Origin of the sequence: Ruminococcus flavefaciens, assembly GCF_900108555.1 — a bacterium.
GTDB lineage: Bacteria > Bacillota > Clostridia > Oscillospirales > Ruminococcaceae > Ruminococcus > Ruminococcus flavefaciens_P.
This window is the reverse complement of record NZ_FNWV01000003.1, coordinates 182,485-208,465: the sequence shown is the minus strand read 5'-3', so window position 1 is coordinate 208,465 and position 25,981 is coordinate 182,485. Positions and strand designations below refer to the sequence as shown.

Annotated in this window: 23 protein-coding genes and 1 pseudogene; 12 read left to right on the top strand and 12 right to left on the bottom strand. The window is 46.2% G+C overall.

Annotated elements, in window-relative coordinates; all coding sequences use genetic code 11:
* Position 1 precedes the first annotated feature (1 nt).
* The 4 genes from dnaX (at position 2) to BLW60_RS06100 (ending at position 3,519) form a co-directional block, all read left to right on the top strand.
* A complete protein-coding gene (gene dnaX, locus BLW60_RS06115; RefSeq protein ID WP_074715385.1) occupies positions 2–1,615 on the top strand; it encodes a DNA polymerase III subunit gamma/tau in 1,614 nt (537 codons plus the stop codon).
* Between the two features lie 178 nt (positions 1,616–1,793).
* Positions 1,794–2,144 (top strand): YbaB/EbfC family nucleoid-associated protein, encoded by a 351-nt coding sequence (locus BLW60_RS06110; RefSeq protein WP_074715381.1) that lies wholly within the window; start codon positions 1,794–1,796, stop codon positions 2,142–2,144.
* A gap of 6 nt (positions 2,145–2,150) precedes the next feature.
* Positions 2,151–2,753 (top strand): recombination mediator RecR, encoded by a 603-nt coding sequence (gene recR, locus BLW60_RS06105; RefSeq protein WP_074715378.1) that lies wholly within the window; start codon positions 2,151–2,153, stop codon positions 2,751–2,753.
* 280 nt (positions 2,754–3,033) lie between these two features.
* The gene (locus tag BLW60_RS06100; protein WP_074715375.1) at positions 3,034–3,519 is read left to right on the top strand and encodes a hypothetical protein; all 486 of its coding nucleotides are present in this window, start codon (positions 3,034–3,036) and stop codon (positions 3,517–3,519) included.
* Positions 3,520–3,692: 173 nt separating this feature from the next.
* Here BLW60_RS06100 and BLW60_RS17140 read toward each other — a convergent pair whose 3' ends face one another.
* The 3 genes and pseudogenes from BLW60_RS17140 to BLW60_RS06090 form a co-directional block, all read right to left on the bottom strand.
* Entirely contained in the window at positions 3,693–3,818 is a 126-nt protein-coding gene (locus BLW60_RS17140; protein ID WP_242872842.1) for a DUF2179 domain-containing protein, read from the bottom strand.
* 96 nt (positions 3,819–3,914) lie between these two features.
* Positions 3,915–4,489, bottom strand: a pseudogene (locus tag BLW60_RS06095) (YitT family protein); the annotation flags it as partial.
* A gap of 115 nt (positions 4,490–4,604) precedes the next feature.
* Positions 4,605–4,799, bottom strand: a complete 195-nt coding sequence (locus BLW60_RS06090) for a hypothetical protein (protein WP_074715372.1) — start codon at positions 4,797–4,799, stop codon at positions 4,605–4,607.
* A 257-nt stretch (positions 4,800–5,056) separates the two neighbouring features.
* Here BLW60_RS06090 and BLW60_RS06085 point away from each other — a divergent pair, with 257 nt between their 5' ends.
* The gene (locus BLW60_RS06085) at positions 5,057–6,052 is read left to right on the top strand and encodes a helix-turn-helix domain-containing protein (RefSeq protein WP_081348135.1); all 996 of its coding nucleotides are present in this window, start codon (positions 5,057–5,059) and stop codon (positions 6,050–6,052) included.
* 136 nt (positions 6,053–6,188) lie between these two features.
* Entirely contained in the window at positions 6,189–6,995 is an 807-nt protein-coding gene (locus BLW60_RS06080) for a DUF3592 domain-containing protein (protein WP_074715369.1), read from the top strand.
* Positions 6,996–7,055: 60 nt separating this feature from the next.
* On the opposite strand, the gene BLW60_RS06075 is transcribed toward BLW60_RS06080, so the two are convergent.
* A complete protein-coding gene (locus BLW60_RS06075) occupies positions 7,056–8,270 on the bottom strand; it encodes a hypothetical protein (RefSeq protein WP_074715366.1) in 1,215 nt (404 codons plus the stop codon).
* A 472-nt stretch (positions 8,271–8,742) separates the two neighbouring features.
* On the opposite strand from BLW60_RS06075, the gene BLW60_RS06070 reads away from it, so the two are divergent.
* From BLW60_RS06070 to BLW60_RS06055, 4 genes are all read left to right on the top strand, one after another.
* A complete protein-coding gene (locus BLW60_RS06070; RefSeq protein WP_074715364.1) occupies positions 8,743–11,151 on the top strand; it encodes a glycogen/starch/alpha-glucan phosphorylase in 2,409 nt (802 codons plus the stop codon).
* A gap of 95 nt (positions 11,152–11,246) precedes the next feature.
* A complete protein-coding gene (locus tag BLW60_RS06065) occupies positions 11,247–13,133 on the top strand; it encodes a glycoside hydrolase family 13 protein (RefSeq protein WP_074715363.1) in 1,887 nt (628 codons plus the stop codon).
* Between the two features lie 333 nt (positions 13,134–13,466).
* Positions 13,467–14,744, top strand: coding sequence for an MFS transporter (locus BLW60_RS06060; protein ID WP_074715360.1), 1,278 nt, complete (start codon positions 13,467–13,469; stop codon positions 14,742–14,744).
* A gap of 648 nt (positions 14,745–15,392) precedes the next feature.
* The gene (locus tag BLW60_RS06055) at positions 15,393–16,730 is read left to right on the top strand and encodes an aspartate kinase (RefSeq protein WP_074715357.1); all 1,338 of its coding nucleotides are present in this window, start codon (positions 15,393–15,395) and stop codon (positions 16,728–16,730) included.
* Between the two features lie 317 nt (positions 16,731–17,047).
* Here BLW60_RS06055 and BLW60_RS06050 read toward each other — a convergent pair whose 3' ends face one another.
* From BLW60_RS06050 to BLW60_RS16985, 3 genes are all read right to left on the bottom strand, one after another.
* Positions 17,048–17,230 (bottom strand): hypothetical protein, encoded by a 183-nt coding sequence (locus BLW60_RS06050; RefSeq protein WP_074715354.1) that lies wholly within the window; start codon positions 17,228–17,230, stop codon positions 17,048–17,050.
* Positions 17,231–17,295: 65 nt separating this feature from the next.
* On the bottom strand, positions 17,296–18,270 hold the full coding sequence (locus BLW60_RS06045) for a glycosyltransferase family 2 protein (RefSeq protein WP_074715351.1): 975 nt from the start codon (positions 18,268–18,270) through the stop codon (positions 17,296–17,298).
* Positions 18,271–18,543: 273 nt separating this feature from the next.
* The gene (locus tag BLW60_RS16985; RefSeq protein ID WP_207645913.1) at positions 18,544–18,714 is read right to left on the bottom strand and encodes a hypothetical protein; all 171 of its coding nucleotides are present in this window, start codon (positions 18,712–18,714) and stop codon (positions 18,544–18,546) included.
* A gap of 313 nt (positions 18,715–19,027) precedes the next feature.
* Here BLW60_RS16985 and BLW60_RS06040 point away from each other — a divergent pair, with 313 nt between their 5' ends.
* On the top strand, positions 19,028–20,434 hold the full coding sequence (locus BLW60_RS06040; protein ID WP_074715348.1) for a glycine--tRNA ligase: 1,407 nt from the start codon (positions 19,028–19,030) through the stop codon (positions 20,432–20,434).
* A gap of 110 nt (positions 20,435–20,544) precedes the next feature.
* Here the strand turns inward: BLW60_RS06040 and BLW60_RS06035 are convergent, their stop codons facing one another.
* The 5 genes from BLW60_RS06035 to BLW60_RS06015 form a co-directional block, all read right to left on the bottom strand.
* The gene (locus tag BLW60_RS06035; RefSeq protein WP_074715345.1) at positions 20,545–21,069 is read right to left on the bottom strand and encodes a hypothetical protein; all 525 of its coding nucleotides are present in this window, start codon (positions 21,067–21,069) and stop codon (positions 20,545–20,547) included.
* A gap of 163 nt (positions 21,070–21,232) precedes the next feature.
* Positions 21,233–23,173 (bottom strand): threonine--tRNA ligase, encoded by a 1,941-nt coding sequence (gene thrS / locus BLW60_RS06030; protein WP_074715341.1) that lies wholly within the window; start codon positions 23,171–23,173, stop codon positions 21,233–21,235.
* 73 nt (positions 23,174–23,246) lie between these two features.
* Positions 23,247–23,759: a transposase gene (locus tag BLW60_RS06025; protein ID WP_074715338.1), complete on the bottom strand. Its 513-nt coding sequence runs from the start codon at positions 23,757–23,759 to the stop codon at positions 23,247–23,249.
* Between the two features lies 1 nt (position 23,760).
* On the bottom strand, positions 23,761–24,141 hold the full coding sequence (locus BLW60_RS06020; RefSeq protein ID WP_074715334.1) for a hypothetical protein: 381 nt from the start codon (positions 24,139–24,141) through the stop codon (positions 23,761–23,763).
* A gap of 35 nt (positions 24,142–24,176) precedes the next feature.
* Complete coding sequence (locus tag BLW60_RS06015) at positions 24,177–24,488, bottom strand: hypothetical protein (protein ID WP_074715331.1); 312 nt, start codon at positions 24,486–24,488, stop codon at positions 24,177–24,179.
* Between the two features lie 554 nt (positions 24,489–25,042).
* Between BLW60_RS06015 and BLW60_RS06010 the strand changes: the two genes are divergently transcribed.
* Positions 25,043–25,963 (top strand): uridine kinase family protein, encoded by a 921-nt coding sequence (locus BLW60_RS06010; RefSeq protein ID WP_074715329.1) that lies wholly within the window; start codon positions 25,043–25,045, stop codon positions 25,961–25,963.
* The last annotated feature ends 18 nt before the right edge of the window (positions 25,964–25,981 follow it).

Sequence of the window (25,981 nt, the reverse complement as noted above, 5' to 3'; positions counted from 1 at the left end):
TGTGTATAAGGCTCTTTACCGCAAATGGCGTCCGATGACCTTTGACGACGTTATCTCTCAGGAATATACCACAGAAGCTCTGAAAAACCAGATAATCAGCGGTAAGACCGCCCATGCATACCTTTTCACAGGCTCACGCGGTACAGGTAAGACTACCTGCGCCCGTATCCTCGCCAAAGCAGTCAACTGCCGCAATATGAAAAACGGCAATCCATGCCTTGAATGTGACATCTGCCGCGATGCGGACAGCGGCGCACTTACCGATATAGTCGAGATAGACGCTGCTTCAAACAACGGCGTTGACAATATCCGTGACCTGCGCGATGCCGCAGTATATACTCCCGAGCGCGGAGCTTACAAAATATACATCATCGACGAGGTGCATATGCTCTCGGCAGGAGCCTTCAACGCTCTGCTGAAGATCATGGAAGAGCCTCCCCCGTATGTTAAATTCATTCTTGCAACTACCGAGATACACAAAGTCCCTGCAACTATCGTCTCACGCTGTCAGCGTTACGATTTCCGCAGGATAAAGGCTGAGGACATCGCCAAGCGCATAAGCTATATCGCTCAGCAGGAGGAGCTTGACCTCACCGATGACGGTGCAGCCATGATAGCAAAGCTTGCCGACGGCGGTATGCGTGACGCAGTATCTCTCCTTGACCAGTGCTCGGTATGCGCAGAGACCATAAACGCCGAAGCCGTATCAAATGCCGCAGGTATCGCAGGCAGGGACTATCTCTACGATATCCTTGACGCTATTTCAGACGCTGATACGCCGAAAACACTGTCTCTTACCGCAGCGCTCTACGATATGTCAAAGGACCTTACAAGACTTTGCGAGGAGCTTATCACTCAGCTGAGAAATGTCATGCTCATAAAGGCTTCTCCCGAAACTGCGGAAAAGCTCATAGTGTGTATGCCCGACGAGCTGGAAAGACTGCGAGCTATCGCCGAAAAGTCCGACCTTGCCACAGTTATGGACAGACTTTCCGCTTTGCAGGAGTGCCGCGAGCATATGCAGAGAGCCATGAACAAGCGCGTTGAATTCGAGATGTCGCTTATAAAACTTTGCGGAAATGTAAAGAATACCTCTGAAAGTATTGACAATTCTGAAATATATGATAAAATAAAACAGTTAGAGAATAAAATCAACTCCGTTCCTAGAGGCATACCTAATGCAGCTCAGACTCCTCAGCAGCCCGAAGTCCTTACGGCTCGCGGCGATGCAGAGACAGACCCGACTCCGAATGTCAAGATAGACGAGAAGAAGATCAACGAGGAAGAGCTTACAGACTGCGAAAAATGGGGCGAGATACTGGAAGAGTACCAGAAGCTCAATCCCGCAGCCGCAGGAAGTCTCGACGGCTCATTCGCCAAGACCAAGGGCAATGTACTTGTTATATTCTCACAAAACCGCTTTTTCATCAATCTGCTGAAAAGCAACCGAGATACGGCTGTATCCCTCAGCAGAGCCATTTTCAACGTTATGGGGCAGAAATACGCCCTCCGCGCAAGGTGTACCACTACTGTTGAGGAACAGAAGAACCTTGCGGAACAGCTCATCAAAAAGGCTATGGAAAACAAGATAGAAACTGCTGTTGATAATCAGTGAATATGTAGGGACGCGCATTGCGCGTCCGCAACGGGGAATTAATAGTTGAACCTTGCGGACGACCAATGGTCGTCCCTACAGGCTGACAGCTCAATTTATATTTTCAAGTTCATAAGCAAAAATGATTTTGCTTGATTTATAAAACTAAGAAACTTTATTTTCAAAGGAGAATTTTAAAATGAAAGCAAGAATACCAAAGAACGTAAACAGCGGCGGTGCTCAGAATATGAACCAGATGATAAAGCAGGCTCAGAAGATGCAGGATCAGATCACAGAGCTCCAGGAAGATATCGAAGCAAGAGAGTTCTCTGCAACTGCTGGCGGCGGTGCTGTTGAAGTTACTATCACAGGCAAAAAGACTATCAAGTCTCTCACTCTCAAGCCCGAGGTAGTTGATCCCGAGGATATAGATATGCTCCAGGACCTCATCATCAGTGCTGTAAACGAAGCTATCAACAACGTTGAGGCTACAACAGAGACTGAAATGAGCAAGATCACAGGCGGCGTTTCACTTCCCGGTCTTTTCTGATAAATAATGGCTGACCACAATGCGCTTCCGCTGGTGGTACTGGCGGAAAAATTCGCATCTCTCCCCGGTATAGGCATGAAATCCGCCCAGCGTCTGGCATACCACGTTATGTCAATGGACGAGGGAGCTGTTGAGGATTTCGCAAAGGCACTCATTGACGCAAAGAAAAACGTTCATTGCTGCAAGTGCTGCCAGAACCTTACAGAAAGGGAGATATGCCCTATATGTGACGATACCGAGCGTGACAAGAGCGTTATATGCGTAGTTGAAACGCCCAAGGACGTTACAGCTTTCGAGCGCACAAGGGAATATAACGGCGTTTACCATGTGCTTCACGGACTTCTTTCGCCTATGGACGGCATTACTCCCGACAAGCTCCGCGTTAAGGAGCTACTTGCGAGAATAGCCGAGGGCGGAGTAAATGAAGTCATAATGGCGACAAATCCCACTGTTGAGGGCGATGCTACGGCAATGTACGTGGCAGGACTGCTGAAACCGATGGGCATAAAGGTCACAAGGCTTGCCTTTGGTCTGCCTGTTGGCGGTATACTGGAATACGCAGACGAAGTTACTCTTTTCAAGGCACTCGAAAACAGAAATGATATGTAAAAACGGGCTTTATGCCCGTTTTTTAATTCATAATTCATAATTAATTGTGTCGGCTCACGCCGATGAATTATGACTGACAATTCATTGCTGCTTGCATCGCAAGACGCGGGCTGCCACAGGCAGCCCCTACATTCTCGATTCACGAACGACCAATGGTCGTCCCTGCAAGCTAACAGCTAAAGGCTAAGGTCTCACGGGCGGCAAAACGCCGCCCCGCTGTTGACAAACAGCGGTATATCGGGTATAATAATACCAATGCACTTTGGAAAGGAGCTTGTTCATGCTGAAAAAGATACTGAGCGGCGAAGCCTGCGCAAAATGTCGGCTCTGCTGCATTTTCGACCGCTATGACGTATGGGAGACTCCCGTATTTACCGCAGAGCTGTGTGAAAAAATAAAAGCCGCCCGTTCCGATACTCAGTTTGTGACAAAGGACGGCGGCTATATATTCAGAGTGGGCGAGCTTCGCGGCGATGAGCTGTTCTCATGTCCTGCCCTCACCGAAAACGGCTGTATGCTGGGCGACGAGAAGCCTTTCGACTGCCGTATCTGGCCCTACCGCATCATGGAAGTGGGCGGCAGACGAGCTATAACCTTCGCTTCTATATGCGACGAGCTGTACCACAGACCGCTGTCACAGCTCGTGGACTTCCTCAAGGAAGGGCTTGCAGACAAAATATTTGCCTATGCTGACGAGCACCCCGAGATAGTGAAGCCCTACTACGAGGGCTATCCCGTGCTCATGTTCGAGAGAAAACCTCTGTAAAGCTTTTCGCACAGGCGAAAAGCTAAGTTGAGAGTTTAGAGTACAGAGTTGAGAGTTAATGAGTTCGCTTCGCTCACATTATCTAAATCCGTCGCCGCAGGCGACACCATAACTCTCAATTCTCAACTCTCAACTTTTTCAAGTTCTGTCCTGATTTACCGAGAATATATCCGCTACCTCAGTGAGAGTGATATAGGCAATGGGATCAATTTCTGGACTATGCCTTTCATCTTCATCACCTGAAAGCGGTTCACGACAAAATACAGCACTGTGCGTTCTTCTCCCGAATATCCGCCCATAGCCTTTATGAGAGTCATTCCGCAGCCGAATTCTTCCATTAGCTGCTTTTTGATATCATCGGGACGGGCTGTTATTATCATTGCAGCCTTTTCGCGCTGTAAGCCGTCAACTATGTAATCCACGGTCTTTAGCGCAGCTCCGTATGTGACTATGGAATAAAGGGGCAGTATCCAGCTGTGTATAACAGCTCCGCATATTATGTAGAGCAGAACGTTGTACACCATAACAAATGAGCCTACGGACAGCCCCAGCCGCTTTGCAAATATTACAGCCATTACCTCTATGCCGTCCATAGCACCGCCGAAGCGTATGGCAAGACCGCTTCCTATTCCAGATATCACGCCGCCGAACAGTGCGCAAAGCAGCAGGTCAGTGCCTGCAAGTGGCGATGCTATGCTGACATCTATGGGAAGTACATCGGTTATGAGCCATGACATTACGGAATACACGGCTACGGTGTATATAGCACTAAGAGTAAAGCTTCCGCCCTGCTTTTTCATTCCGTAGAGAAAAAGCGGTATATTGAGCAATATCAGAAAATCGACAGCGATGCAGGCGTTACTTGTGCAAGCAGCATGGAAGTGCCCGAAATACCGCTGTCATACAGCTTAACAGGCGTAAGGAAAAGAGTTATACCGAAAGCATTGACCGTTCCCGCAACAGTCAGCATTATAAAACGGAAAGCTCCTATATTTCTGATAATATCGGTTATTTTCTTCATATTCACCTCTTATCGGATATAAAAACAGGGCATTTTCTTCCCGAAAACGCCCCGTTGCGTACGATCACTTCTTGATCTTATCTACGATATCGCCGACCTTGTCCTTCACCTTTTCAAGGTTCTCCTTGGTAGCCACCTTGCTGATCATATCTTTAGCCTTGTCAATATTTTCTTTAGTTGCGAGCTTCTCGATCTTTTCATCGGGGAGATCAATGCCTGTTTTTTTCTCTACTGTTTCAATTGCTTTTTTTATCTCCATAGGGGGATACCTTCTTTCATATTGATTTATGATCGTCCCATACGCACACCTGCGCGGACTTTAAAATAATTATAGCACATCAATTCGTTAAAATCAAGAGCTTTTTAACATTGTTGGCATTTCTCGCAGAATTGCACGAAATATCGGCAATTGCAACCGCCAATTGACAAATTGTAAAGCAGGGTTGCTTGTATGTAACTGCCCGAAATGATAAAATAAGACCATAGACCACGGGACATTTCCCGAGGAAAAAACATATGGAGGTAACATATATGATACTTGCAGACAAGATAATAGAACTCAGAAAAAAGTCAGGAATGTCACAGGAAGAGCTTGCCGAAAAGCTCGGCGTGAGCAGACAGTCCATTTCAAAATGGGAGGGCGCACAGTCCACTCCCGACCTTAATCGTATATTACAGCTCTCTGAAATTTTCGGAGTCACCACAGACTCATTATTAAAGGATACAGTCGAGCTCACCCCTGATAATTCTCTCACACAAGAGGAAAAGACAGATACCGAACCGCCTCTCCGCAGAGTCTCAATGGAGGAGGCAAACAAATTCCTTGCAGAGAATGAAAAGCGTTCAAAGCTTATCCCTACAGGCGTTATCCTCTGCACACTCTCTTTCCTGCCCATTATCATGCTCGATTACTTTGAGCCATTCCCCGAAGCAGGTCCTATCATAGGCGTACCTGTTATGCTCATATTAATAGCTGTAGCTGTTTCGCTGTTCATAATATCGGGAAATAAGTACAAGCCATTTGAGTACCTTGACAAAGAGGGTATCGACACAGAGTACGGCGTATCGGGCATGGTCACGGAAAAGAAGTCAAAGTACGAGCCTAAGCACAATTTCTCCATAATAGCAGGCGTAATGCTGTTTATACTCTCGTTCATACCGATAATAGTTTTCAGTCAGTTATTCATTGACAATAACGCAATTGAAGGCTTATCAATAGCCGCAATGTTTATTTCCATAGCTGTGGGACTTTACCTGATAATACACAGCTGCACAAAAATGGACGGCTACAGAAAGCTCCTTGAAGAGAACGAATTCTCACGCAAGAAGAAGGAAAGACGCAATTCCAAGGTAATGACTGTTTACTGGTGCGCAGTTACGGCTGTATACCTCGGCTGGAGCTTTATCTCCCACAACTGGGGCATTACATGGATAGTATGGGTGATAGCAGGCGTACTTACACCTGTGGTAAGCATTATAGAATCAAGCATCAGAAAAAACAAAATTGATTGACAAAATCCCCCTTTTTCGCGCTCAAGCTTATGAAAACGGCAATTTTTCGCCGCGCTCCTTGCTTTTACACAACTTATATGCTATAATGAATGCAAAGCATTCATTATAGCTTTTCTTTTGAAAAGGGGGTTCTTACATGAAAAACTACGACGACAAAATGAATTACGACGAAAACGGTCTTTATCCCGACGAAAAGCCCATATCCGAAACACACCCGACGGCTTCAAAGATATTATCGACTCTGATAATACTGATCTTTATTGCGGGAATAGGCTGCTTGTTCTTTTTTGGCAACGCAGGTAACGGATATGCCGCTATGTATTCATTTTTCGGCATATTTCTCGGAATAGGCATAATCGCTTTATTATCAGATGTCATCGTTGAAGAAAGGTCACCTCAGGTTGGAATATATATCGCGCTTGGAATAGGAATTCTCGGTATCGCAGGTACAGCGTTAGTACAGCACGGCAGCTATAACACAAGAATGACGATGCTGAAGCTGTTTTTTGTATCAATAACAGGCATTCTTGCCGCACTTGGCTTGATACACAGCATCAGAAACGCTAAATACGTGCTCCGCTCAAAGGATAACTGCACACAGTCTGTAATGGCGGAATGTGTAGATCGCGCAATAGTCACCTATACCTCAGGTGGCACAGTCAAAAAAGGAGGTACCATCACAAAAGTTACCTTCCGCCCGACCTACAAATTCACCTTTGAGGATAAAGAATACAAGGTCACTTCGGGAACTACCACCTCCGAACGTGATAAGGGTATGCAATATGAGATATTCGTTGATCCCGAAAATCCCAATGTTTTCTATGACCCCGAGGCTGAAAAGAAAGGCTTGTTCAGCGTTATCCTTACATTTATTCTTTTTGTGGGCATACCTGTCTTGATCTGTGCTATCTTTATTTTTGCTTTTAAGGCAGCAGGAATATAATCCCGTAAAACATACAATAATAAAAAGGCAGACCTTTTCGGGTCTGCCTTTGATGCTTTATCAGAGCTTTTTCTTTTCTTCCTCGATGAGCTTGAGAAGGTCGTCAACGGACATATCCGCAGCCTTCTTCTTGCGCTCGTTGTGGTCGGTCTTGCTGATTATATCTGAGATATCAGGTGTATTGCTCTTCTTTACAGGCTTTGGAGCTGCTATTGAAGGAGCAGACTGGCTTCTCAGCGGAGTTGTCTTAGGAACGTCGTTTCTTGACATCTCAGCAAGCTGGCTCTTTGAAAGGATACCTGTATTATCGGTTATAGGCTCAGCAGGAGCTATGGGCTGCTGAGGAGTGCTTGTAGCCTTGATATTGAATGTGCCTGTGCGCTCAGCCTCAGCTGTCTTGCGGAGCATTTCTTCTCTGAGAGCGTCTGCTGTAGGAGCTGTTGAAGAAGAACCGCCTACGTTTCTTGCAGCAAATGTGCTTTCAGCACTGCGCTGTGTCTTGAACTGCATCGTGCGCTCTTTTTCCTTCTGATAAGGAGAATCGGGATTTACCTTCTTCTGGCTGAAGTTTTCGGCAATTGACATCTTCTTGCGCTCAAGCTCGCTGCTTGGCTGTATTTCCTGTGAAGGTTCAAAGAGAGGATTTCCTGCCTTGTCGTGAGAATTTCTTCTTGACTCTGAAAGGTCTCTCTGCTTTTCCATCTCGTCATACTCATAGAAGCCGAAATCATCGTCCTCATCGCCCTTACCCAGTGCGATCTTAGCGATGAGCATTATAACAAGGATAACGCATGGGAGAACGAGTATCAGAAGTATGCCCTTGATGCTTGAAGCAAATCTTATGAACCAGCCAAGTTCCTTGCTTTCTGTATGACCTGTGCAAAGAGCGGCAATACTCTCCTTAGGGATAGACTCTGAACTGCCAACATTTGCAGCATCAGCCGTGGTATACCTCTCTGAGCCGTCCTCGGCAGTTACGATATCGTAGATACTGAGAACGTGGAGCTTTTCGGGATCAGCAGCAGGATAAGCAAGTACGATATCGCCCTTGGCTATGGAAAGATCCTTTGCATCGGGAGCGATAAGAGCTGCGCCCTCTGTGACGTTTCCGCCCATATTATCTGACGCTTTGACTACGTAGATGTAGTTTCCGAATACCTTAGGCGTTTTTCCGCCCGAGAACATGATATTTACAATGATCGAAACAACGATCAGAAGAACGCATATGACTATAATTACACATTTAAGTATTGAAAAACGTTTTTTAGTTTCCATGACACATCACCTTTTCATTTTCTTTTGTTGTCTATTGATCTACACTTTTATTTCACACGGCTCTATTTTTTGCGAACCGCTTTTACTATTATAACACATAATAATACAAATTTCAAACATTTTCTAAGTTTTATCTTTTAAAAATATAGAAATTTTTAAGAGATCAAATTTTTTCGTTTTTATGCACAAATATGAAAACATTTTTCTTACCTTTCAGTCGTTATGCACAACTGCAAAATGGCGTTCTGCGGCTGTTTTTTCTATGATTTTGGCGAAATTCCGTAATACGTATATTTCGTGGACAAATATTTGTTGAAATAATCACTTGAAAAATAATTTAAATCATAGTATAATTGATGTGTATACCGCTTGTAAATCAATTTCTCCGCATCGGCGAAAGCAGGTGGTAAAACACAGGGGAGATTATACAAAAGGTAATAAAGCCGCCTTAGCGGCAGAATGGAGATCAGATATGGCTACAAAAAAGGCAAACCCTCTTATGGACAGGATCAAGGAAGAATTCCCGAGAAAACTTCAGCTTCTGTACAGCGTTTCGCCCGAGGAAGCTTCAGACAAACAGGTTTATCATGTACTTTCTTCGATAATCGTAGAAATACTTGGTGCGAAGAGGCAGAGCTTCATCAATCATACCCACTCGGTGGGCGGTAAGCAGATCTACTACCTTTCAATGGAGTTTCTTATGGGACGCTCCCTTAAAACAAGCATCTATAATCTCGAACTGGCTGACGGCATAAAGGAAATGCTCAAGCCTTACGATATCAACCTCGAAAAGATATACGAGCACGAGCCCGATGCAGGTCTCGGCAACGGCGGTCTCGGCAGACTTGCTGCCTGCTATCTTGACGGTCTTGCTACCACAGGTTTCCCTGCTATGGGTTATTCAATATGCTATGAATACGGTATCTTCCAGCAGAAGCTTGAGGACGGCTGGCAGACAGAGCTCCCCGACAACTGGCTCCCCGGCGGTTCGGTATGGCTCGTACCAAAGCCCGAGCTTTCAATAGATATCCACTTTGAAGGCGACCTCCAGGAATACTGGGACGACCGCTATCACTATATATCTCACGTAAACTACAATACCGTTGTTGCTACTCCTTACGATATGTACGTATCAGGCTACGGCTCAGACGGCGTTTCCGTACTCCGTCTGTGGACTGCAAAAGCTCCGAGCTTTGATATGGAAATGTTCAACAAGGGTAATTACGACAGAGCTCTCGCTCAGAACTCTATCGCAAACGCTATCTCAAAGGTACTTTATCCTAACGATAACCACCACGAGGGCAAGAGCCTCCGTCTGCGTCAGCAGTACTTCCTCTGCGCAGCTTCAGTGGGCGATATCGTAAATACTCATATGAACGTTTACGGTACTCTCGAAAACCTTGCAGACAAGGTAGCTATCCACATAAACGATACTCACCCAACTCTCGCTATCCCCGAGCTCATGAGAATACTCCTTGACGACTGCGGATATGGCTGGGACAAGGCTTGGGACATCGTTACAAGAACTTTTGCTTACACAAACCACACAGTTATGGCAGAAGCTCTCGAAAAATGGGACGTTAACCTCGTAAAGACAGTTATACCGAGAATATTCTCTATCATAGTTGAGATAAACAACCGCTACTGTCAGTCTCTCATGGAGAGAAACGGCGGCGACAGCGCAAAAACTACACGTATGTCCATTATCAAGGACAATCAGATACACATGGCTACTCTCTGCGTGGCAGCTTCACACAGCGTAAACGGCGTATCAAAGCTCCATTCGGAGATAATCAAGCAGTCTGTATTCCACGATGAGTATGAGAATACACCCGAAAAGTTCAAGAACGTTACCAACGGTATCGCTTACAGAAGATGGCTCTTACAGTCAAATCCGGGACTTACACAGCTCCTCAGCGATACTATCGGCAAGAAGTTCATCAAAGACGGCGCAGAGCTCGAAAACTTCAGAGAATATCAGGACGATAAGGAAGTTCTCACAAAGCTCATGGACGTAAAGAAGGAAAACAAGGAAGCCTTCGCAAAGTATGTCAAGAACCAGTCGGGAATTATCCTCAATACAGACAGTATCTTCGATGTACAGGTAAAGCGTCTCCACGAATACAAGAGACAGCACCTCAATGTAATGAATATCCTTTCGGATTACGCATATCTCCTCAATGATCCTGACGCTCCTTTCACTCCAAAGACCTATATCTTTGCTGCAAAGGCTGCTCCGGGATACTATCTTGCTAAGCAGATAATCAAGATGATATGGGCTATATCCGAAGAAATAAGAAAGAATCCTAAGATAAGCCAGAAGCTCTCGGTAGTATTCCTCGAGAACTACTGCGTAACTCTTTCCGAGCACCTCATGCCTGCTTCCGACGTTTCAGAGCAGATATCCCTTGCAGGTACAGAGGCATCGGGTACAGGTAATATGAAGCTCATGCTCAACGGCGCGATCACTCTCGGTACACTTGACGGTGCTAATATCGAGATAAAGGAAGCCTGCGGCGATGACAATATCGTTATCTTCGGCATGACCACACCCGAGGTGAACGAGCTTCGTGCAAGAGGCTACAATCCATGCGAATACTACAACAATGACAACCGTATCCGCGAGGCTATCGACCGTATGTACCGCGGTATAAACGGCTGCACATTCAATGACGTTGCAAATTCTCTCAAGGACAGAGATCCTTATATGGTACTTGCCGACTTTGACAGCTACAGAAAGGCACAGCAGTACATCACTGAGTGCTATGAGGATAAGTTCAAGTGGGCTAAGATGTCTCTCAATAACATTGCAGGCGCAGGTATCTTCTCAGCAGACCGCGCTGTTACGGAATACGCTGAAAACATCTGGCATTTAAGATGATAATACACTGATGTCAAGAAGGGGACGCTGCTTTCTTCGTCCCCTTTTTCAATAATACATACGATCAGTATAAGAAAACGGAGTGTTTTTCTATTATGAAAGCTTTCTATGATACATGGAACCTGGGATATAAATCAATTTTCGGAGCATTAAGACAGTTTGAGACCTGTCGTTTCACTATACGTCTGCCCAAGGACATAAGCCCCGATTATTCACCTGTTCTTGTACTTTTCAGAACAGGCTTCAAAGAGCGTTTTATCACCATGAACGAAGTCGTTGAAGAGGACGACTGCTTCGCATATACAGCTGAATACAATGCAAGATACACCGATGTACACTATTACTACTTCTCATATACAGAGGGCGGCATACGTCATTATATCAAGAGGATAAACCTCCACGAGGGCGGTCTTGACCACGGCGAGATGTTCCAGCTCACGGTATACAAGAGCCGTTATGAGACTCCCGACTTCCTCAAGGGCGGTATCATGTACCAGATATTCCCCGACCGCTTCTGCAACAGCGGCAAGCCAAAGGAGAATATCCCCGAGGGACGTATCCTCCGCGACGACTGGGGCGGCACTCCATACTACAAGCCCGATGAGAACGGACACGTATGGAACAACGACTATTTCGGCGGAGACTTCGCAGGCATACAGTCAAAGCTCCCTTATCTTCATAATCTTGGAGTCACCTGTATTTACCTCACTCCTATATTTGAATCTCACGAAAACCACAGATACAATACCGCTGACTACATGAAGGCTGACCCTCTCCTCGGTACTAACGAGGAGTTCGAGGAGCTTTGCAAAGAGGCTGAAAAGTACGATATATCCATAATTCTCGACGGTGTATTCTCGCATACAGGCGCAGACAGCGTTTACTTCAACAAGTACGGACGCTATCCCGAGCTGGGTGCTTTTCAGTCAAAGAAGAGCAAATACTATGACTGGTACACATTCATCGACTACCCCAACGTATACGAAGCATGGTGGGGCATAGATACTCTCCCCAATGTGTGGGAAAACAACGAGGACTACACCGAGTTCATCTGCGGCGAGGACGGCGTTCTCCGCTACTGGATGGACAGAGGTGCGGCAGGCTATCGTCTTGACGTTGCCGACGAGCTTCCCGATGAATTCCTCAATAACCTGAGAAAATGCGTAAAGGGCTATGACAAGGACAAGATCATCATCGGCGAGGTATGGGAGGACGCTACCAACAAGGAGAGCTACGGCATAAAACGCCGCTATCTCTTGGGCGATCAGGTAGACTCTGTAATGAACTACCCATTCCGTGAGGCTATCATCGCGTTCATGAAGGGCGGAAAGCCTATCGACTTCATAAATACCGTTATGTCTATAGTCGAGAACTATCCTAAGCCGACTATAGATGTACTTATGAACTTTGTTTCTACTCACGATATCGAACGTGCAATAAACCGTCTCGGCGGTGAAGACTGCGACGACAAGAGCAAGGACTGGATGGCTGAACGCTATCTCTCCGAGGAGCAGTACGCTCACGGCAAGGAAATGCTCAAGGCTGCAATGGCTATACAGTTCTTCCTGCCGGGTGTTCCAAGCATATACTACGGCGACGAAGCTGGACTTCAGGGCTATAAAGACCCCTTCAACCGCCGCTGCTATCCGTGGGGACATGAGGATAAGGAGCTCATCAACTACGTTGCAGAGCTCGGAAGAGTAAGAAAGTCTATCCCGAATATGAAGGACGGACGAATATACTTCGTCATCAACGAGAAAGAGACTCACGACAGCCGACTTATCGGCTTTACCCGTCAGGGACAGAAAATGGACTATATCTTCTTCATCAACAGAAGCGGCGATACAGTCCAGCTGGAAAATATAAGCCAGATACTCTCACGCTTTAATGACTTCCAGCCATTCTACGGCGGATTTATGAACGATGCCATTACAGTTAAGCCCTACGGCTACACTATCATCAAAGCTAAATTCATAAAGTAACGAGCTGAGCCAGCTCGACCGCTTGCCGCGTTGTCACTCGTAAACTCGTTCACTCTTATCAACACTGATACTCGTACATCGCTTACGGTGCTTTTATTAAAAATACGGGCGGCGGAACGCCGCCCCTACAATTCTACTCACTACTCACTACTTACTACTCACTAATAACTAAGGAGAAAATCATGAGACGATGCGTTGTAAACGCTCCATGCAAGGTTTGAGGGGACTGCATGGAGAAAAAGCTAACGGCTAAAGCCTAAAGGCTAAGGGCTAAAATCCCTCGGACTTTGCATTACTGATGATATTTTAAATTGTCAAAAGGAGCAAAGTCAAATGAAAAATTCAATAAAAAAACTCAGGACATACCTTTTATTGTGGAGCACTCAGTCACTTTCCGACCTCGGAAGTGCCATGACAAGCTACGCGCTGATACTGTGGCTGTACGAATACAGCGGTTCTGCACTGCAAACAGCTCTGCTGACCGTATGCTCCTATGCGCCATATGTGCTGATGAGCATATTCGCAGGGGCACTCAGCGATAAATGGAACAAAAAGCGCGTCATGCTCTTGTGCGACTTGTTTGCAGCAATGACAACGGTTGCGGCGTTCATACTCATAAAAACAGACGCTCTCGAACCGTGGCACCTGTACCTCATAAACGCCCTCAACGGACTTATGAACACGGTGCAGCAGCCTGCAAGCGAAGTTGCTTCCACACAGCTCATACCAAAGGAATACTACCAGAAAACAAGCGGACTGCGGTCGTTTTCCCAGTCGCTCAATACACTGCTGAAGCCCGTCATAGCAACGATATTGTTCACATTCGGCGGTGTATCAGCAGTTATTATCATTGACCTCATAACCTTTGCAGCGGCATTTCTTGTACTGCTGCTGTTCATACATATCCCCGAGCCCGAAAATTCGGACAAAAAGAAAGAACCTCTGCTCACATCGGCAAAGGCAGGACTTAAATGGCTGAAAGGCTGCCCTGTAGTGCTGATACTCATATTCTTTCTTGCAGGCATAAACCTTATCGCATCGGCTTACAATGCCGCACTGCCTGCAATGGTGCTCGAAAAGGCATCAGACGGCGAAAAAATGCTCGGTACGGTGAATTTCTTCGCAGGTGCGGCTGCACTGGCAGGAAGCCTTATAGCTTCATTGTCGCCTGCTCCGAAAAACCGCGTAAAAGCTATATGCCTTGCGCTGTTTTTCTCCATGAGTACGGAAAATTTCATGCTCGCATTCAGTAATTCGCCTGTTGTATGGTGTTTCGGAGCTGTCTGCGGCTGGCTTTTCATACCGTATATGGGCGCAAATTTAGACGTTATCCTCAGAAGCACAATTCCTGCCGATATGCAGGGAAGAGTGTATTCATGCCGAAACACCCTGCAATTCTTCACTATACCCGTTGGATACCTTTTGGGCGGAATACTTATCGACAAGGTGTTTGAGCCTTATATGTCGGGAAAAGCCGCCGATAGTGTGATGGTATCGCTTTTCGGAAGCGGAAAAGGCTCGGGAGCTGCATTGCTTTTCGCAGTCCTCGGTGTTGCAGGAGTTGCGGTATGTGCGGTATTCAGCCTGCTTCTGCACAGAAAAACAAAATAATAAAAATCTATCCCCGAAAGCACTTGTTTTCGGGGATACTTTGTTATTAGTGATTAGTTGTTAGTGCTTAGTTATTAGTGAGTAGTGAGTAGAAAGTAGAGAGTAGTATGGGCGGATATTATCCGCCCGTGTACACCTTACGATACAAACGACATTAAACTCATGTGTAGGGACGCGCATTGCGCGTCCGTATTACACACCACCTTTATGTATACCGTAACTATTTGTAGGGGCTGCCTTTGGCGGCCCGCAAGTGAGAAGTGAGTAGAAAGCAGAAAGTAGTGTAGGGGACGGCGTCCTCGACGTCCCATGCCTTACGACGCAAATAGCATGAACTCATGTAGGCGCGAGTGACCCTCGCCCGTGTATATATTACAACACAAACGAAATGAAACCATGTGTATGGGCTGGCGTCCTCGACAGCCCGAGGCTATTCCCCCTGTCGATAAGCAACAGCCCTTTCGATGATACTCGGACGAGCAAGGCGGCGCGGGTTCCGTGCTGTCCGCCAGTGGCGTACAAGCGTATTCACCAAAAACACAACTTTTATTGTGTCTAATTTTGGCTTTCTGTCAATTGATTTCAAACGCAAAATAGCATATAATAAGTATTGCTATAAAATTATCAAAGTTACGAAGGATGATATATATGAGTAATAAGGTCGTTAAATTCGGCGGAAGCTCCCTTGCTGACGCAAACCAGTTCAAAAAGGTAGCTGCCATAATCAAGAGCGACGAAAAGCGCAGATACGTTGTTCCGTCAGCTCCCGGAAAGAGATTTTCCGATGATATAAAGATAACAGATATGCTTTACAAGTGCTGTGAGCTTGCAGGCAGCGGCATGGACTTCTCAAAGGATTTCCAGATAATCAAGGATCGCTATAACGGCATCATCTCAGAGCTCGGCATTGATATGTCACTTGACGAGGAATTCGATGCTATCGTTAAGGAGCTCAAGGCTCGCCCTGCCAAGGATTTCGCAGCAAGCCGCGGCGAATACCTCAACGGCAAGGTGCTTGCAAACTACCTCGGCTTCAATTTCGTTGACGCTGCTGACGTTATCGTATTCGATACAAACGGCGTACTTCTCCTTGATGACACAGTAAAGGCTGTACGCGAAAAGCTCAGCGGACTTGACAACGCAGTTATCCCGGGATTTTACGGAAGAACTACAGAGGGCTATATCAAGACCTTCTCACGCGGCGGCTCTGACGTTACAGGTTCTATTATCGCAAATGCTGTAAAGGCTGATATCTACGAGAACTGGACAGACGTTTCGGGCTTCCTCGTTGCTGACCCGAGAATAGTTGACAGCCCCGACGTAATCGAAGTTATAACATACCGCGAGCTTCGTGAGCTTGCTTACATGGGAGCTTCCGTACTCCACGAGGACGCTATCTTCCCTGTACGTTCAGCAGATATCCCGATAAATATCAGAAATACCAATGCTCCACAGGACGCAGGTACTATGATCGTCGGCAATGACTACGATTTCAGCAAGGAAAGCCTTAACCATACTATCACAGGTATCGCAGGCAAGAAGGGCTTCAGCACTATCAATATCGAAAAAGCCATGATGAACAACGAGACAGGCTTCGGTATGAAGGTATTGACTGTACTCTACAACAACGGACTTTCATTCGAGCATATGCCTTCGGGTATCGACACTATGAGCATCACAGTCAGCACAGACAAGCTCAATCCTGTACGTGACAAGGTGCTTGCAGAGCTTCGCAAGGCAGTTGCTCCCGATCATCTCGAGATCGAGGACGGTATCGCACTTCTTGCAGTCGTAGGACGCAGAATGAAGAACACAAGAGGTACTGTTGCACGTATCTTCGCTTCTATGGCTCATGCACGTATCAATGTAAAGATGATAGATCAGGGTTCAAGCGAGCTCAATGTTATCATCGGTGTGAGCGAGAATGACCTCCCCGAGGCTATCCGCCGTATCTATGATATGTTTATCAATTCCGAGAAACAGTAATTACAAAGCCCGTGAAAGATTTTTCGTTCACGGGCTTCTTAGTCTTTAGCAAGTGATTAATTGTTAGTGATTAGTGCATAGTATTTTTAGGGGCTGCCTATGGCAGCCCCTGATGGTCTCATTATAACTTGCTGACTCCGTTCCCACTCCTCAACTAACAGGCGAACACTGTTCGCCCCTACAATTTACTTTCTACTTTTTGATTACTACTTTCTAATCACTATGCACTAATAACTAATCACTCACGGACGCACTGCTTAAATGGGCGTCCCTACACACTAAAGGTTAAGGGCGGATAGATCCGCCCTTTTACGTTTTCAATTGAAATTAAAGAACGTAACTCCCGAAGCGAACAGAGCTGCTCCGATAAGAATTGCAAAGAATACAGTCTTTTTTATCTTGTGCTTTGCTTTTATCAGTAATATCAGTACAACTACAAACAAAATAATTGCCCAGTACTGTGCAAGAAAGTCCTTGATGCTGTTTAATATATCGTCCATGTTGTGATCTCCTTAGTTAAAATAATGTGAGCGTTAGCGAACTCTTTCGGCTAATGCCTAATGGCTCACGGCTCTTTTTTATCGGTCTCGTTGAGGAATTCCGCTATTATATACCTCGGACGCTGCTTGACCTCGGCGTATATCTTGCCTATGTACTCGCCTATGATACCGAGACAGAAGAGCTGCAAACCGCCTATGAGCCATATGGAGCACATGGTACTTGACCAGCCGTGCTCGGTAAAGCCTGCTATTTTCGTGATAAATGCCCATATAAAGGCAACAACGCTGACTGCTGACATTATAAGTCCCAAAGCTGTAATGAGCTTCAGCGGCTTTGTGCTGAACGAGGTTATACCGTTTACAGCAAACGCCAGCATTCTTTTCAGCGGATACTTGCTTTCGCCTGCGGCTCTCTCATGGCGTTCGTAGTATACCTTGCAGTTCTGAAAGCCGATAAGCGGCACCATTCCGCGGAGAAACAGGTTCACTTCCTTGAAGTTGGCAAGCTCCTGCAATACTCTTTTGCTCATAAGTCGAAAGTCCGCGTGATTGTACACAACGTCTGCGCCCATGACTTTCATGAACTTATAAAAGCCCTCGGCTGTGGACTTCTTGAAAAATGTATCAGTATCTCTTGCACTTCTCACGCCGTAGACTACCTGATTGCCCTCATAGTACTTCTTCACCATTTCGTCGATAGTATTTATGTCGTCCTGTAGGTCTGCGTCCATAGTGATGCACATATCGCAGATATCCTTTACGGTCATAAGTCCTGCGAGGACCGCATTCTGATGACCGCTGTTGTGGGCAAGGTCTATGCCCGAGAAAAGTGTGGGTTCTTTGCTGTGAAGCTCGCGTATTATGCCCCATGTCTGGTCAGAAGAACCGTCATTTACAAACACTATGCGGCTTTCGGAGGATATAAGACCTGACGAGATAAGGGCAGTATATTTTGTTTTCAGCTGTTCCGCAGTCTCTCTGAGCACTTCCTGCTCATTATAGCACGGAACGACCATGTATAGTATTTCTGGCGACTGCATAGCGTGTCCTTTCGTGAAGGTATTTTTTATTAGTATATCACAGAGGGCGAAATATGTCAATAAAGCGCGGAGCCCGCGCTGGCTAACCACGTTGTCGCTCGTAAACTCGCTCACTCTTATCAACACCCATACCCGTACATCGCTTACAGTACTTACCGCAAGTGAGTAGTAAGTAGTGGTTAGTTGTTAGTGCTTAGTGGTTAGAATTTAGAATGGAGAATTGAAAATGTAGGGGCTGCCTTCGGCGGCCCGAGCCTGACAATGCAAACGACATTAAGACCATGTGTAGGGACGACCAATGGTCGTCCCTACAGCGCAGAACCTGCGCCCCTCACTCGGACAAATATCATCGAAAGGGCAGTTGCTTCCCGACACGGGCAGCATCATCGGAATTACACGGGCTGCCACATAAGCAGTGCCCCAAATCTGTGATTTGGCTGGCAATGCTATATGCAGAGCTGGCAGCCCCTACACATAGCTGCGGCATATATAATGGTTACGGATACACGGGCGCGCGGAACGCGTCCCTACACTAATCACTATGCACTAATAACTGATCACTCACGGACGCCCAATGGGCGTCCCTACAGGCTAACGGCTAAAAAAGCTTGACATTTTCGGGACAATGCGGTAAATACCCCTGTTTTCCCGCCGCAAGGCGGGAAAACTTTAAAAAGCTCCATAAGTCTTGACTTTTTTTCATGTTTGCGGTAAAATATAAGTTGACTATATAAATATAAAAGCGAGGTTGCTTATTATGCTTAAAAACAATGAAAAAGTAATGGACAAGATAGTTGACCTTTGTAAGTCAAAGGGCTTCGTTTACCCCGGCTCTGAGATCTATGGCGGTCTTGCAAATACATGGGACTACGGTCCGCTGGGCGTTGAGCTCAAGAACAACATCAAGAGAGCTTGGATGAAGAAATTCGTTCAGGAGAACAAGTACAACGTAGGTCTTGACTCCGCTATCCTTATGAACCCACAGACTTGGGTAGCTTCGGGACATATCGGCGGCTTCTCAGATCCTCTCATGGACTGTAAGGAGTGTAAGACTCGTCACCGTGCCGACAACCTCATCGAGGACTTCGACGGCACTAATGTTGCAGGCTGGTCAAACGAGCAGATGATGGATTACATCAAGGAAAAAGGCATCGTATGCCCTAACTGCGGCAAGCAGAACTTCACAGATATCCGTCAGTTCAACCTTATGTTCAAGACATTCCAGGGCGTTACAGAGGACAGCAAGTCCGAGCTTTATCTCCGTCCCGAGACTGCACAGGGTATTTTCGTAAACTTCGCTAATATACAGAGAACCACACGTAAAAAAGTGCCTTTCGGCGTTGCACAGGTAGGTAAGTCTTTCCGTAACGAGATAACTCCGGGTAACTTCATCTTCCGTGTACGTGAGTTCGAGCAGATGGAGCTTGAATTCTTCTGCAAGCCCGGCACTGACCTTGAGTGGTTCGACTACTGGAGAAGCTACTGCAAGAACTTCCTTCTCTCACTGGGTCTCAAGGAGGAGAATATCCGTCTCCGTGACCACGATCAGGAGGAGCTCTGCTTCTATTCAAAGGCTACAACAGACTTCGAGTACCTCTTCCCATTCGGCTGGGGCGAGCTCTGGGGCGTTGCAGACAGAACTGACTACGACCTCACACAGCATATCAACACCAGCGGCAAGTCACTTGAATACTTCGATCCTGAGACAAACGAGAAGTATATCCCATACGTTATCGAGCCTTCTCTCGGCGTAGAGAGACTCTTCCTCTCAGTTGTAACTGAGGCTTACGATGAGGAAGAACTTGTTTCAACTGACAAGGACGGCAAGGAGAAGAAGGAAACAAGAACAGTTATGCACTTCCACCCTGCACTTGCTCCTTTCAAGGCTGCTGTACTTCCGCTCGTTAAGAAGCTCTCACCAAAGGCTGAGGAAGTATACGATATGCTTTCCAAGAAGTTCATGGTGGACTTCGATGAGGCAGGTACTATCGGTAAGAGATACCGTCGTCAGGACGAGATCGGTACACCTTTCTGCATCACGTACGACTTCGATACACTTGAAAAGGATAACTGTGTAACAGTACGTGACCGTGACACAATGCAGCAGGAGAGAGTAAACATCAACGACCTCGTTGCATATCTCGAAGCTAAAATGCAGTTCTGATCGTAGGGGCTGCCTTTGGCAGCCCGTGCTAATTTCATAGAAACTCGCGGACGCCCAAAGGTCGTCCCTAAAATTATGAATTAAAAAGGACACCCGAAGGTGTCCTTTTATTATTTCGTAACCTGTCCCTTGCGGTATCTGCCGAAGAATATGCCGTCATCCACATATTTATCAGCCTGTGATACCCACATGGGGAATTTTCCCGTAGCAAGAGCCGTCTGACCGTTGAGCATTCCCGTATGGAACGAGATATGCCTGAACTGCCTCAGCACCAGCTCCATGCGCGTATGCTCACAGTTTTCGGGACGTTCATAGAGCATTTCGTCCGTGAGACTGTCTATATAATCAAGAGTTTTCTTCTCAACTGCGTCCAGATATTCAAGGAGCTGTTCATCTGAAAGAACGACAGTTGCAGGTTTATCGGGATTATCCAGTCCTTCCTCATGGAAAGGCGGTTCATCGTAAACGCAGGGATTTATGAACCACTTGTCCGCCGAGTGTATAGCATGATAAGCCCAGCGCCAGCAGGGAGATCCGCAGCACAGAGCGTCACGGTCGTAAGTTCGCAGTGAAGTCCTTATGTTCATAAAGTTGGGTACTACCATATCTTTGATTATCTTGCAAAGCTCGTTCATAATTATCCCTCCGTTCATTTTGGTAGGGGCGGATATTATCCGCCCGCAAATAAACATACAATTAACATAAAAACGTATGTAGGGGTTGCCTTTGGCAGTCCGTGATAATTGTACTGTGACCTGTGGGCGCCCAAAGGGCGCCCACACAATTCCGAATTAGTTTTTACAGTGTGTCGATGATATCGAGTGAATGCTCCTCGTTCATTGTGCGGCACATCTCGATGAACTTGTCCAGAGGAACGTTTTTCAGCTGCTTGTTGCCGCGGATATTGATAGAAACCTGCTCGTTCTCAGCTTCGCTGTCGCCGATGATAACAACATATGGATCCTTGAAGTCCTTGAACTTTCTGATCTTGTTCTTCATATTGTCGTCAGTGTAATCCACCTCAACTCTGATGCGGTTCTTCTTGAGAAGGTCAGCCACCTTCTTAGCGTAGTCGTTGTGGTCTGTTCTGATAGGAACGATACCTACCTGCATAGGTGAGAGCCAGAACGGGAATGCGCCTGCGAAGTTCTCGGTGATTATACCGATGAATCTTTCAAATGAACCGAATATAGCACGGTGTATCATTACAGGCTGCTTCTCTGAACCGTCTGAAGCGATGTACTTCATCTTGAAGTTGAGCGGAAGCTGGAAGTCAAGCTGGATAGTACCCATCTGCCACTCACGTCCGATAGCGTCCTTCATCTTCAGGTCGATCTTAGGACCGTAGAATGCGCCGTCACCCTCGTTGAGCTCGTATCCGTCAGGACCGTACTTGTCCTCGAGGATAGCCTTGAGGTCAGCCTCAGCCTTGTTCCATACGTTGATGTCGCCCATGTAGTCGTCAGGACGAGTTGAAAGCTCAGCCTTGTATTCAAGACCGAATGTCTTGTATATCTCTGTAGCGATATCCATGATATCGTTGATCTCTGAAGCTATCTGCTCCTCAGTTACGAGGATATGAGCATCGTCCTGTCTGAACTGCTGAACGCGGAAGAGACCGTTGAGCTCGCCTGACTTCTCCTTACGGTGGATAACGTCTACCTGATTGAATTTAAGGGGGAGCTCCTTGTATGAACGCTGCTTGTTCATGTATACCTTGATAGCGTTAGGACAGTTCATTGGCTTAGCGCAGTAAACCTCTGTATCTTCCTCGGAAGGGATAACGAACATACCGTCCTGATAGTGATCCCAGTGACCTGATGTTACCCAGAGTTCTTTCTTTGAGAGAACAGGACCTGAAATTTCAGTATAACCGTGATCCTCGTGAACGCCTCTCCAGTATTCAAGAAGTGCATTGAAGAGCTTCCAGCCTCTTGGGAGCCAGTAAGGCATACCGGGAGCTGTGTGGTCGAACATGAAGAGTGCCTGCTCCTTGCCAAGCTTCTTGTGGTCGCGAAGCTTTGCTTCCTCGATCATCTTTACATACTCGTCAAGCTGTGAAGCCTTCGGGAATGCGATAGCGTATACACGGCTGAGCATCTTGTTATTCTCGTTGCCGCGCCAGTAAGCACCTGTACATGAAAGGAGCTTGAATGCCTTTACAGGAGCTGTGTCCATAAGGTGAGGACCTGCGCAGAGATCGATAAATTCGCCCTGCTTGTAGAATGATATAGGCTCGCCCTTGTCAACGTGTTCCTCGCAGAGCTCAACCTTGTAAGGCTCGTCCATTTCCTTGAGCTTAGCGATAGCGTCAGCAGGTGAGAGCTCGAACTTTTCAAGCTCGATGCCTTCCTTGACTATCTTCTTCATCTCAGCCTCGATCTTTTCAAGCTCCTCGGGAGTGAAAGGCTTTTCGAGGTCGAAATCGTAGTAGAAGCCGTTATCGATAGCAGGACCGATAGCCAGCTTTGCAGCAGGATAAAGTCTCTTTACAGCCTGTGCAAGGATATGTGAAGCTGTGTGCCAGAATGTCTTTTTACCGTCAAGGCTGTCAAATGTGCAAACCTCGAACTGACAGTCGCTGTCGATAACTGTGCGTAGGTCGCATACCTCGCCGTTGACCTTTACACAGCAGGCAGCCTTGTAAAGTCCCATACCGATGCCCTTGATGATTTCTGCGGCTGACTGTGCAGACTCGATCTCGCGAACGCTGCCGTCAGGTAATGATAATTTGATCATGATGATCTCTCCTTTTTATTGATTCATAATTCATAATGCTTGATGCATAATTATTCGTTTGTGCGATGATCTGTTATTCCTTGCAGAATAATTCATCGTTTTCCCAATTTTCGGGATTATTTTCGATGTATTGCCACGCATTGCGGTATTCCCATTCATTCCGCAACACACGGTCAAAAAAATTTTTTTGCCAAACCTTAAAACCTGCTTTTTTAGATACCGCCCCTTTAAATTTATTGATGATGCTTCCGATTGTAGGGGCCGCCTTTGGCGGTCCGTTTTCCGAAAACGCATTCAATACAATAATCAAATGTATATGGTTTGGCATGATTACGAATTTTGGAACAAAAACAATATCGGGATATATCGAAGGGATTTTCTTCAATTCTTCTCTAACAATCCTCCCATATTCCGTTAATGTTATCTTACCGTGCGGACCGCCAAAGGCGGCCCCTACATTGCGGATATCATGATCATTCCAAAATAAATACCGCCTGTTACGTGTGCATATCGTCACAAAATACGCGCCGTTACGGGAATAATCGTAATTATTGAGGCGTATATCCTTCCGCTGCGGAGTATCCATTTCATGTGACCCAGCCTGTTATCTCGAACAGCTCGCCGAAGAGCTCCACATGGACGAAGCCTTTCATAAATCCGTCGTCAGTACCCGTATCGAAGCAAACGACGATATCCTCGTCGTCGATATCGACGTAAACGTCCTCGATCTTCAGTATTTTTGCAAGAGCGTCCGCCGCACTGCCCTCATAGTAGCCTTCATCGATAAGCATACCTGCTACAGTACCCTTACCGCTGTCAAGCTGAGCCAGCTTTTTTGCGATATCCTTGAGGTTGCTGATTATAGTCTCCTCGCTTTCGGTATAAAAGCGAACGGTCATCATCTCGCCCCATATCTTATACGGCAGCTCGTATGCTTCCTCGTGCTCGTTGTACTTGATATTGCTCACTTTCTCACCTTCTTTACAGCGGCATTACTATTTTATCAATAGAATTCTTCCTCGTCTCCCTGAATAACAGCTCCGAGAGCTTCTGCTAAAGGACGCATGACATCAGGAACATCTTCGTTTCGGCAGGCAACGGTTATCATACCGTCTTCAAGCATGAATACAGCTTTACCATATGAATACATATTATCCATTCCCATACTCATTGAAAGACCTGTTCTTGGATTTGTTATTGGCGGCTGGCTGAATTTCTCAACGCCGTCAATGCTGAGAAGCTCATCTGCTGTGATCGGGTCATCAGCACCGTCTGTCCAGTCTGTTCCTCTAAAAATATGCAGATTATAAGCCATGATTTACCTCCTTAGAACAAAAAAGCCCCTTACGCCTATAATTAGGCACAAGGGACGATAGTAACCGTGGTTCCACCCTGATTCACACGGAGCCTTCTCCGTATCTCAAGTGCTCTGTAACGGGAGCTCCCGACGCTTATTGGGCGCACTCAGAGGCGGTGTGCTGTAATATCCTGCCCGTACAGCCTCGCACCAAACGGCTGCTCTCTGAAACGGTCCCGGAAAAGCCTTCCTCATCTACGTTTTACGGAATATTGTAAATTTATATTATCACAGTTTTCACGGTTTGTCAAGGGGGTAAACTTACAAAAAGTTATGTATCACAAGTAAAAATAAACAGTCCGTTGAATATAACGTTAAAAATACCAAAATGACGGGTTGAAATAATACAAAAAATGTGATATAATATTATAAATGTACTGATGTCAGTACCAATACGAACAATAATTTTGACCTTGAGGCAGATATTATGCCGAAATTCGCGGCTGCGCACTGTATGAAAAACACACAGGAGCAGAAGCACTTTTAAATAAAAATAATAAAGGAGATCCTTCATGAATATTGAAGTTGCAAGAATAAATCAGGGAATAGAAAAAGACCCTAAAGAATATGTAAGGGCAATAAACGAGGATTACCTCTACAAATTAAAGAAAATAGCGGACGATATCGCCGAAAACCACAACGAAAAGCCTGTAATACTTCTTTCGGGCCCCTCAGGCTCGGGCAAGACAACTACTGCTATGATGATAGAAAAGCTCCTTGACGATATGGGACACGAAACACATACACTTTCTATGGACAACTGGTTCTGTCCGCTGACCGAAGCTGAAAAAACACTTGCTGCCGAGGGAAAAATGGACCTTGAGTCACCTCTCCGCGTAGACAGTCAGCTCCTCAATCAGCAGATAGAGGCAATAAGTGCCTGCAAGGAGATAGAGCTGCCCAAGTACAATTTCAAGACCTCAACACGCTGCGGCTCGGGAAAGATGTTCAAGCGAAACAAGGGCGAGATAGTTATTTTCGAGGGCATACACGCTCTCAACCCCTCTGTAATCACTGTTCCCGACAGCATGATAAGCAAGATATATGTCAGCGTCCGCACACGTATATCCGATGACGGCATACTTCTTCACCCGTCAAGGATACGTCTTATGCGCCGAATGATACGCGACAGGAACTTCCGCAAACGCTCTCTCCGTGAAACAATGAATATGTTCCACAACGTGGAGGCAGGCGAGAACAAGTACATAATGCCGTATAAATACCGCTCTGACTATGATGTGGATACATTCATGGCTTATGAGCTTTCAGCTTACCGCAACGACCTTCTCGGTCAGCTCGAGGAGCTCATGGACGTTCCCGAAGTAAGGGAGTCAGTGAAAGTCCTCGAAGCTCTTACGCCTATCGACAAAAAGGACATTACTCCCGATTCGCTCATCTGCGAATTCATAGGCAACGGACAGTTCAAGTACTGAGCCGTCAGCCATTGACTT

Coding starts and splice junctions, on each gene's coding strand:
- BLW60_RS06110 (WP_074715381.1), top strand. CDS start 1,794: ATGAAAGCAAGAATACCAAAGAACGTAAACAGCGGCGGTGCTCAGAAT.
- recR (WP_074715378.1), top strand. CDS start 2,151: ATGGCTGACCACAATGCGCTTCCGCTGGTGGTACTGGCGGAAAAATTC.
- BLW60_RS06100 (WP_074715375.1), top strand. CDS start 3,034: ATGCTGAAAAAGATACTGAGCGGCGAAGCCTGCGCAAAATGTCGGCTC.
- BLW60_RS17140 (WP_242872842.1), bottom strand. CDS start 3,818: ATGGGCGGATATTCGGGAGAAGAACGCACAGTGCTGTATTTTGTCGTG.
- BLW60_RS06090 (WP_074715372.1), bottom strand. CDS start 4,799: ATGGAGATAAAAAAAGCAATTGAAACAGTAGAGAAAAAAACAGGCATT.
- BLW60_RS06085 (WP_081348135.1), top strand. CDS start 5,057: ATGGAGGTAACATATATGATACTTGCAGACAAGATAATAGAACTCAGA.
- BLW60_RS06080 (WP_074715369.1), top strand. CDS start 6,189: ATGAAAAACTACGACGACAAAATGAATTACGACGAAAACGGTCTTTAT.
- BLW60_RS06075 (WP_074715366.1), bottom strand. CDS start 8,270: ATGGAAACTAAAAAACGTTTTTCAATACTTAAATGTGTAATTATAGTC.
- BLW60_RS06070 (WP_074715364.1), top strand. CDS start 8,743: ATGGCTACAAAAAAGGCAAACCCTCTTATGGACAGGATCAAGGAAGAA.
- BLW60_RS06065 (WP_074715363.1), top strand. CDS start 11,247: ATGAAAGCTTTCTATGATACATGGAACCTGGGATATAAATCAATTTTC.
- BLW60_RS06060 (WP_074715360.1), top strand. CDS start 13,467: ATGAAAAATTCAATAAAAAAACTCAGGACATACCTTTTATTGTGGAGC.
- BLW60_RS06055 (WP_074715357.1), top strand. CDS start 15,393: ATGAGTAATAAGGTCGTTAAATTCGGCGGAAGCTCCCTTGCTGACGCA.
- BLW60_RS06050 (WP_074715354.1), bottom strand. CDS start 17,230: ATGGACGATATATTAAACAGCATCAAGGACTTTCTTGCACAGTACTGG.
- BLW60_RS06045 (WP_074715351.1), bottom strand. CDS start 18,270: ATGCAGTCGCCAGAAATACTATACATGGTCGTTCCGTGCTATAATGAG.
- BLW60_RS06040 (WP_074715348.1), top strand. CDS start 19,028: ATGCTTAAAAACAATGAAAAAGTAATGGACAAGATAGTTGACCTTTGT.
- BLW60_RS06035 (WP_074715345.1), bottom strand. CDS start 21,069: ATGAACGAGCTTTGCAAGATAATCAAAGATATGGTAGTACCCAACTTT.
- thrS (WP_074715341.1), bottom strand. CDS start 23,173: ATGATCAAATTATCATTACCTGACGGCAGCGTTCGCGAGATCGAGTCT.
- BLW60_RS06025 (WP_074715338.1), bottom strand. CDS start 23,759: ATGGATACTCCGCAGCGGAAGGATATACGCCTCAATAATTACGATTAT.
- BLW60_RS06015 (WP_074715331.1), bottom strand. CDS start 24,488: ATGGCTTATAATCTGCATATTTTTAGAGGAACAGACTGGACAGACGGT.
- BLW60_RS06010 (WP_074715329.1), top strand. CDS start 25,043: ATGAATATTGAAGTTGCAAGAATAAATCAGGGAATAGAAAAAGACCCT.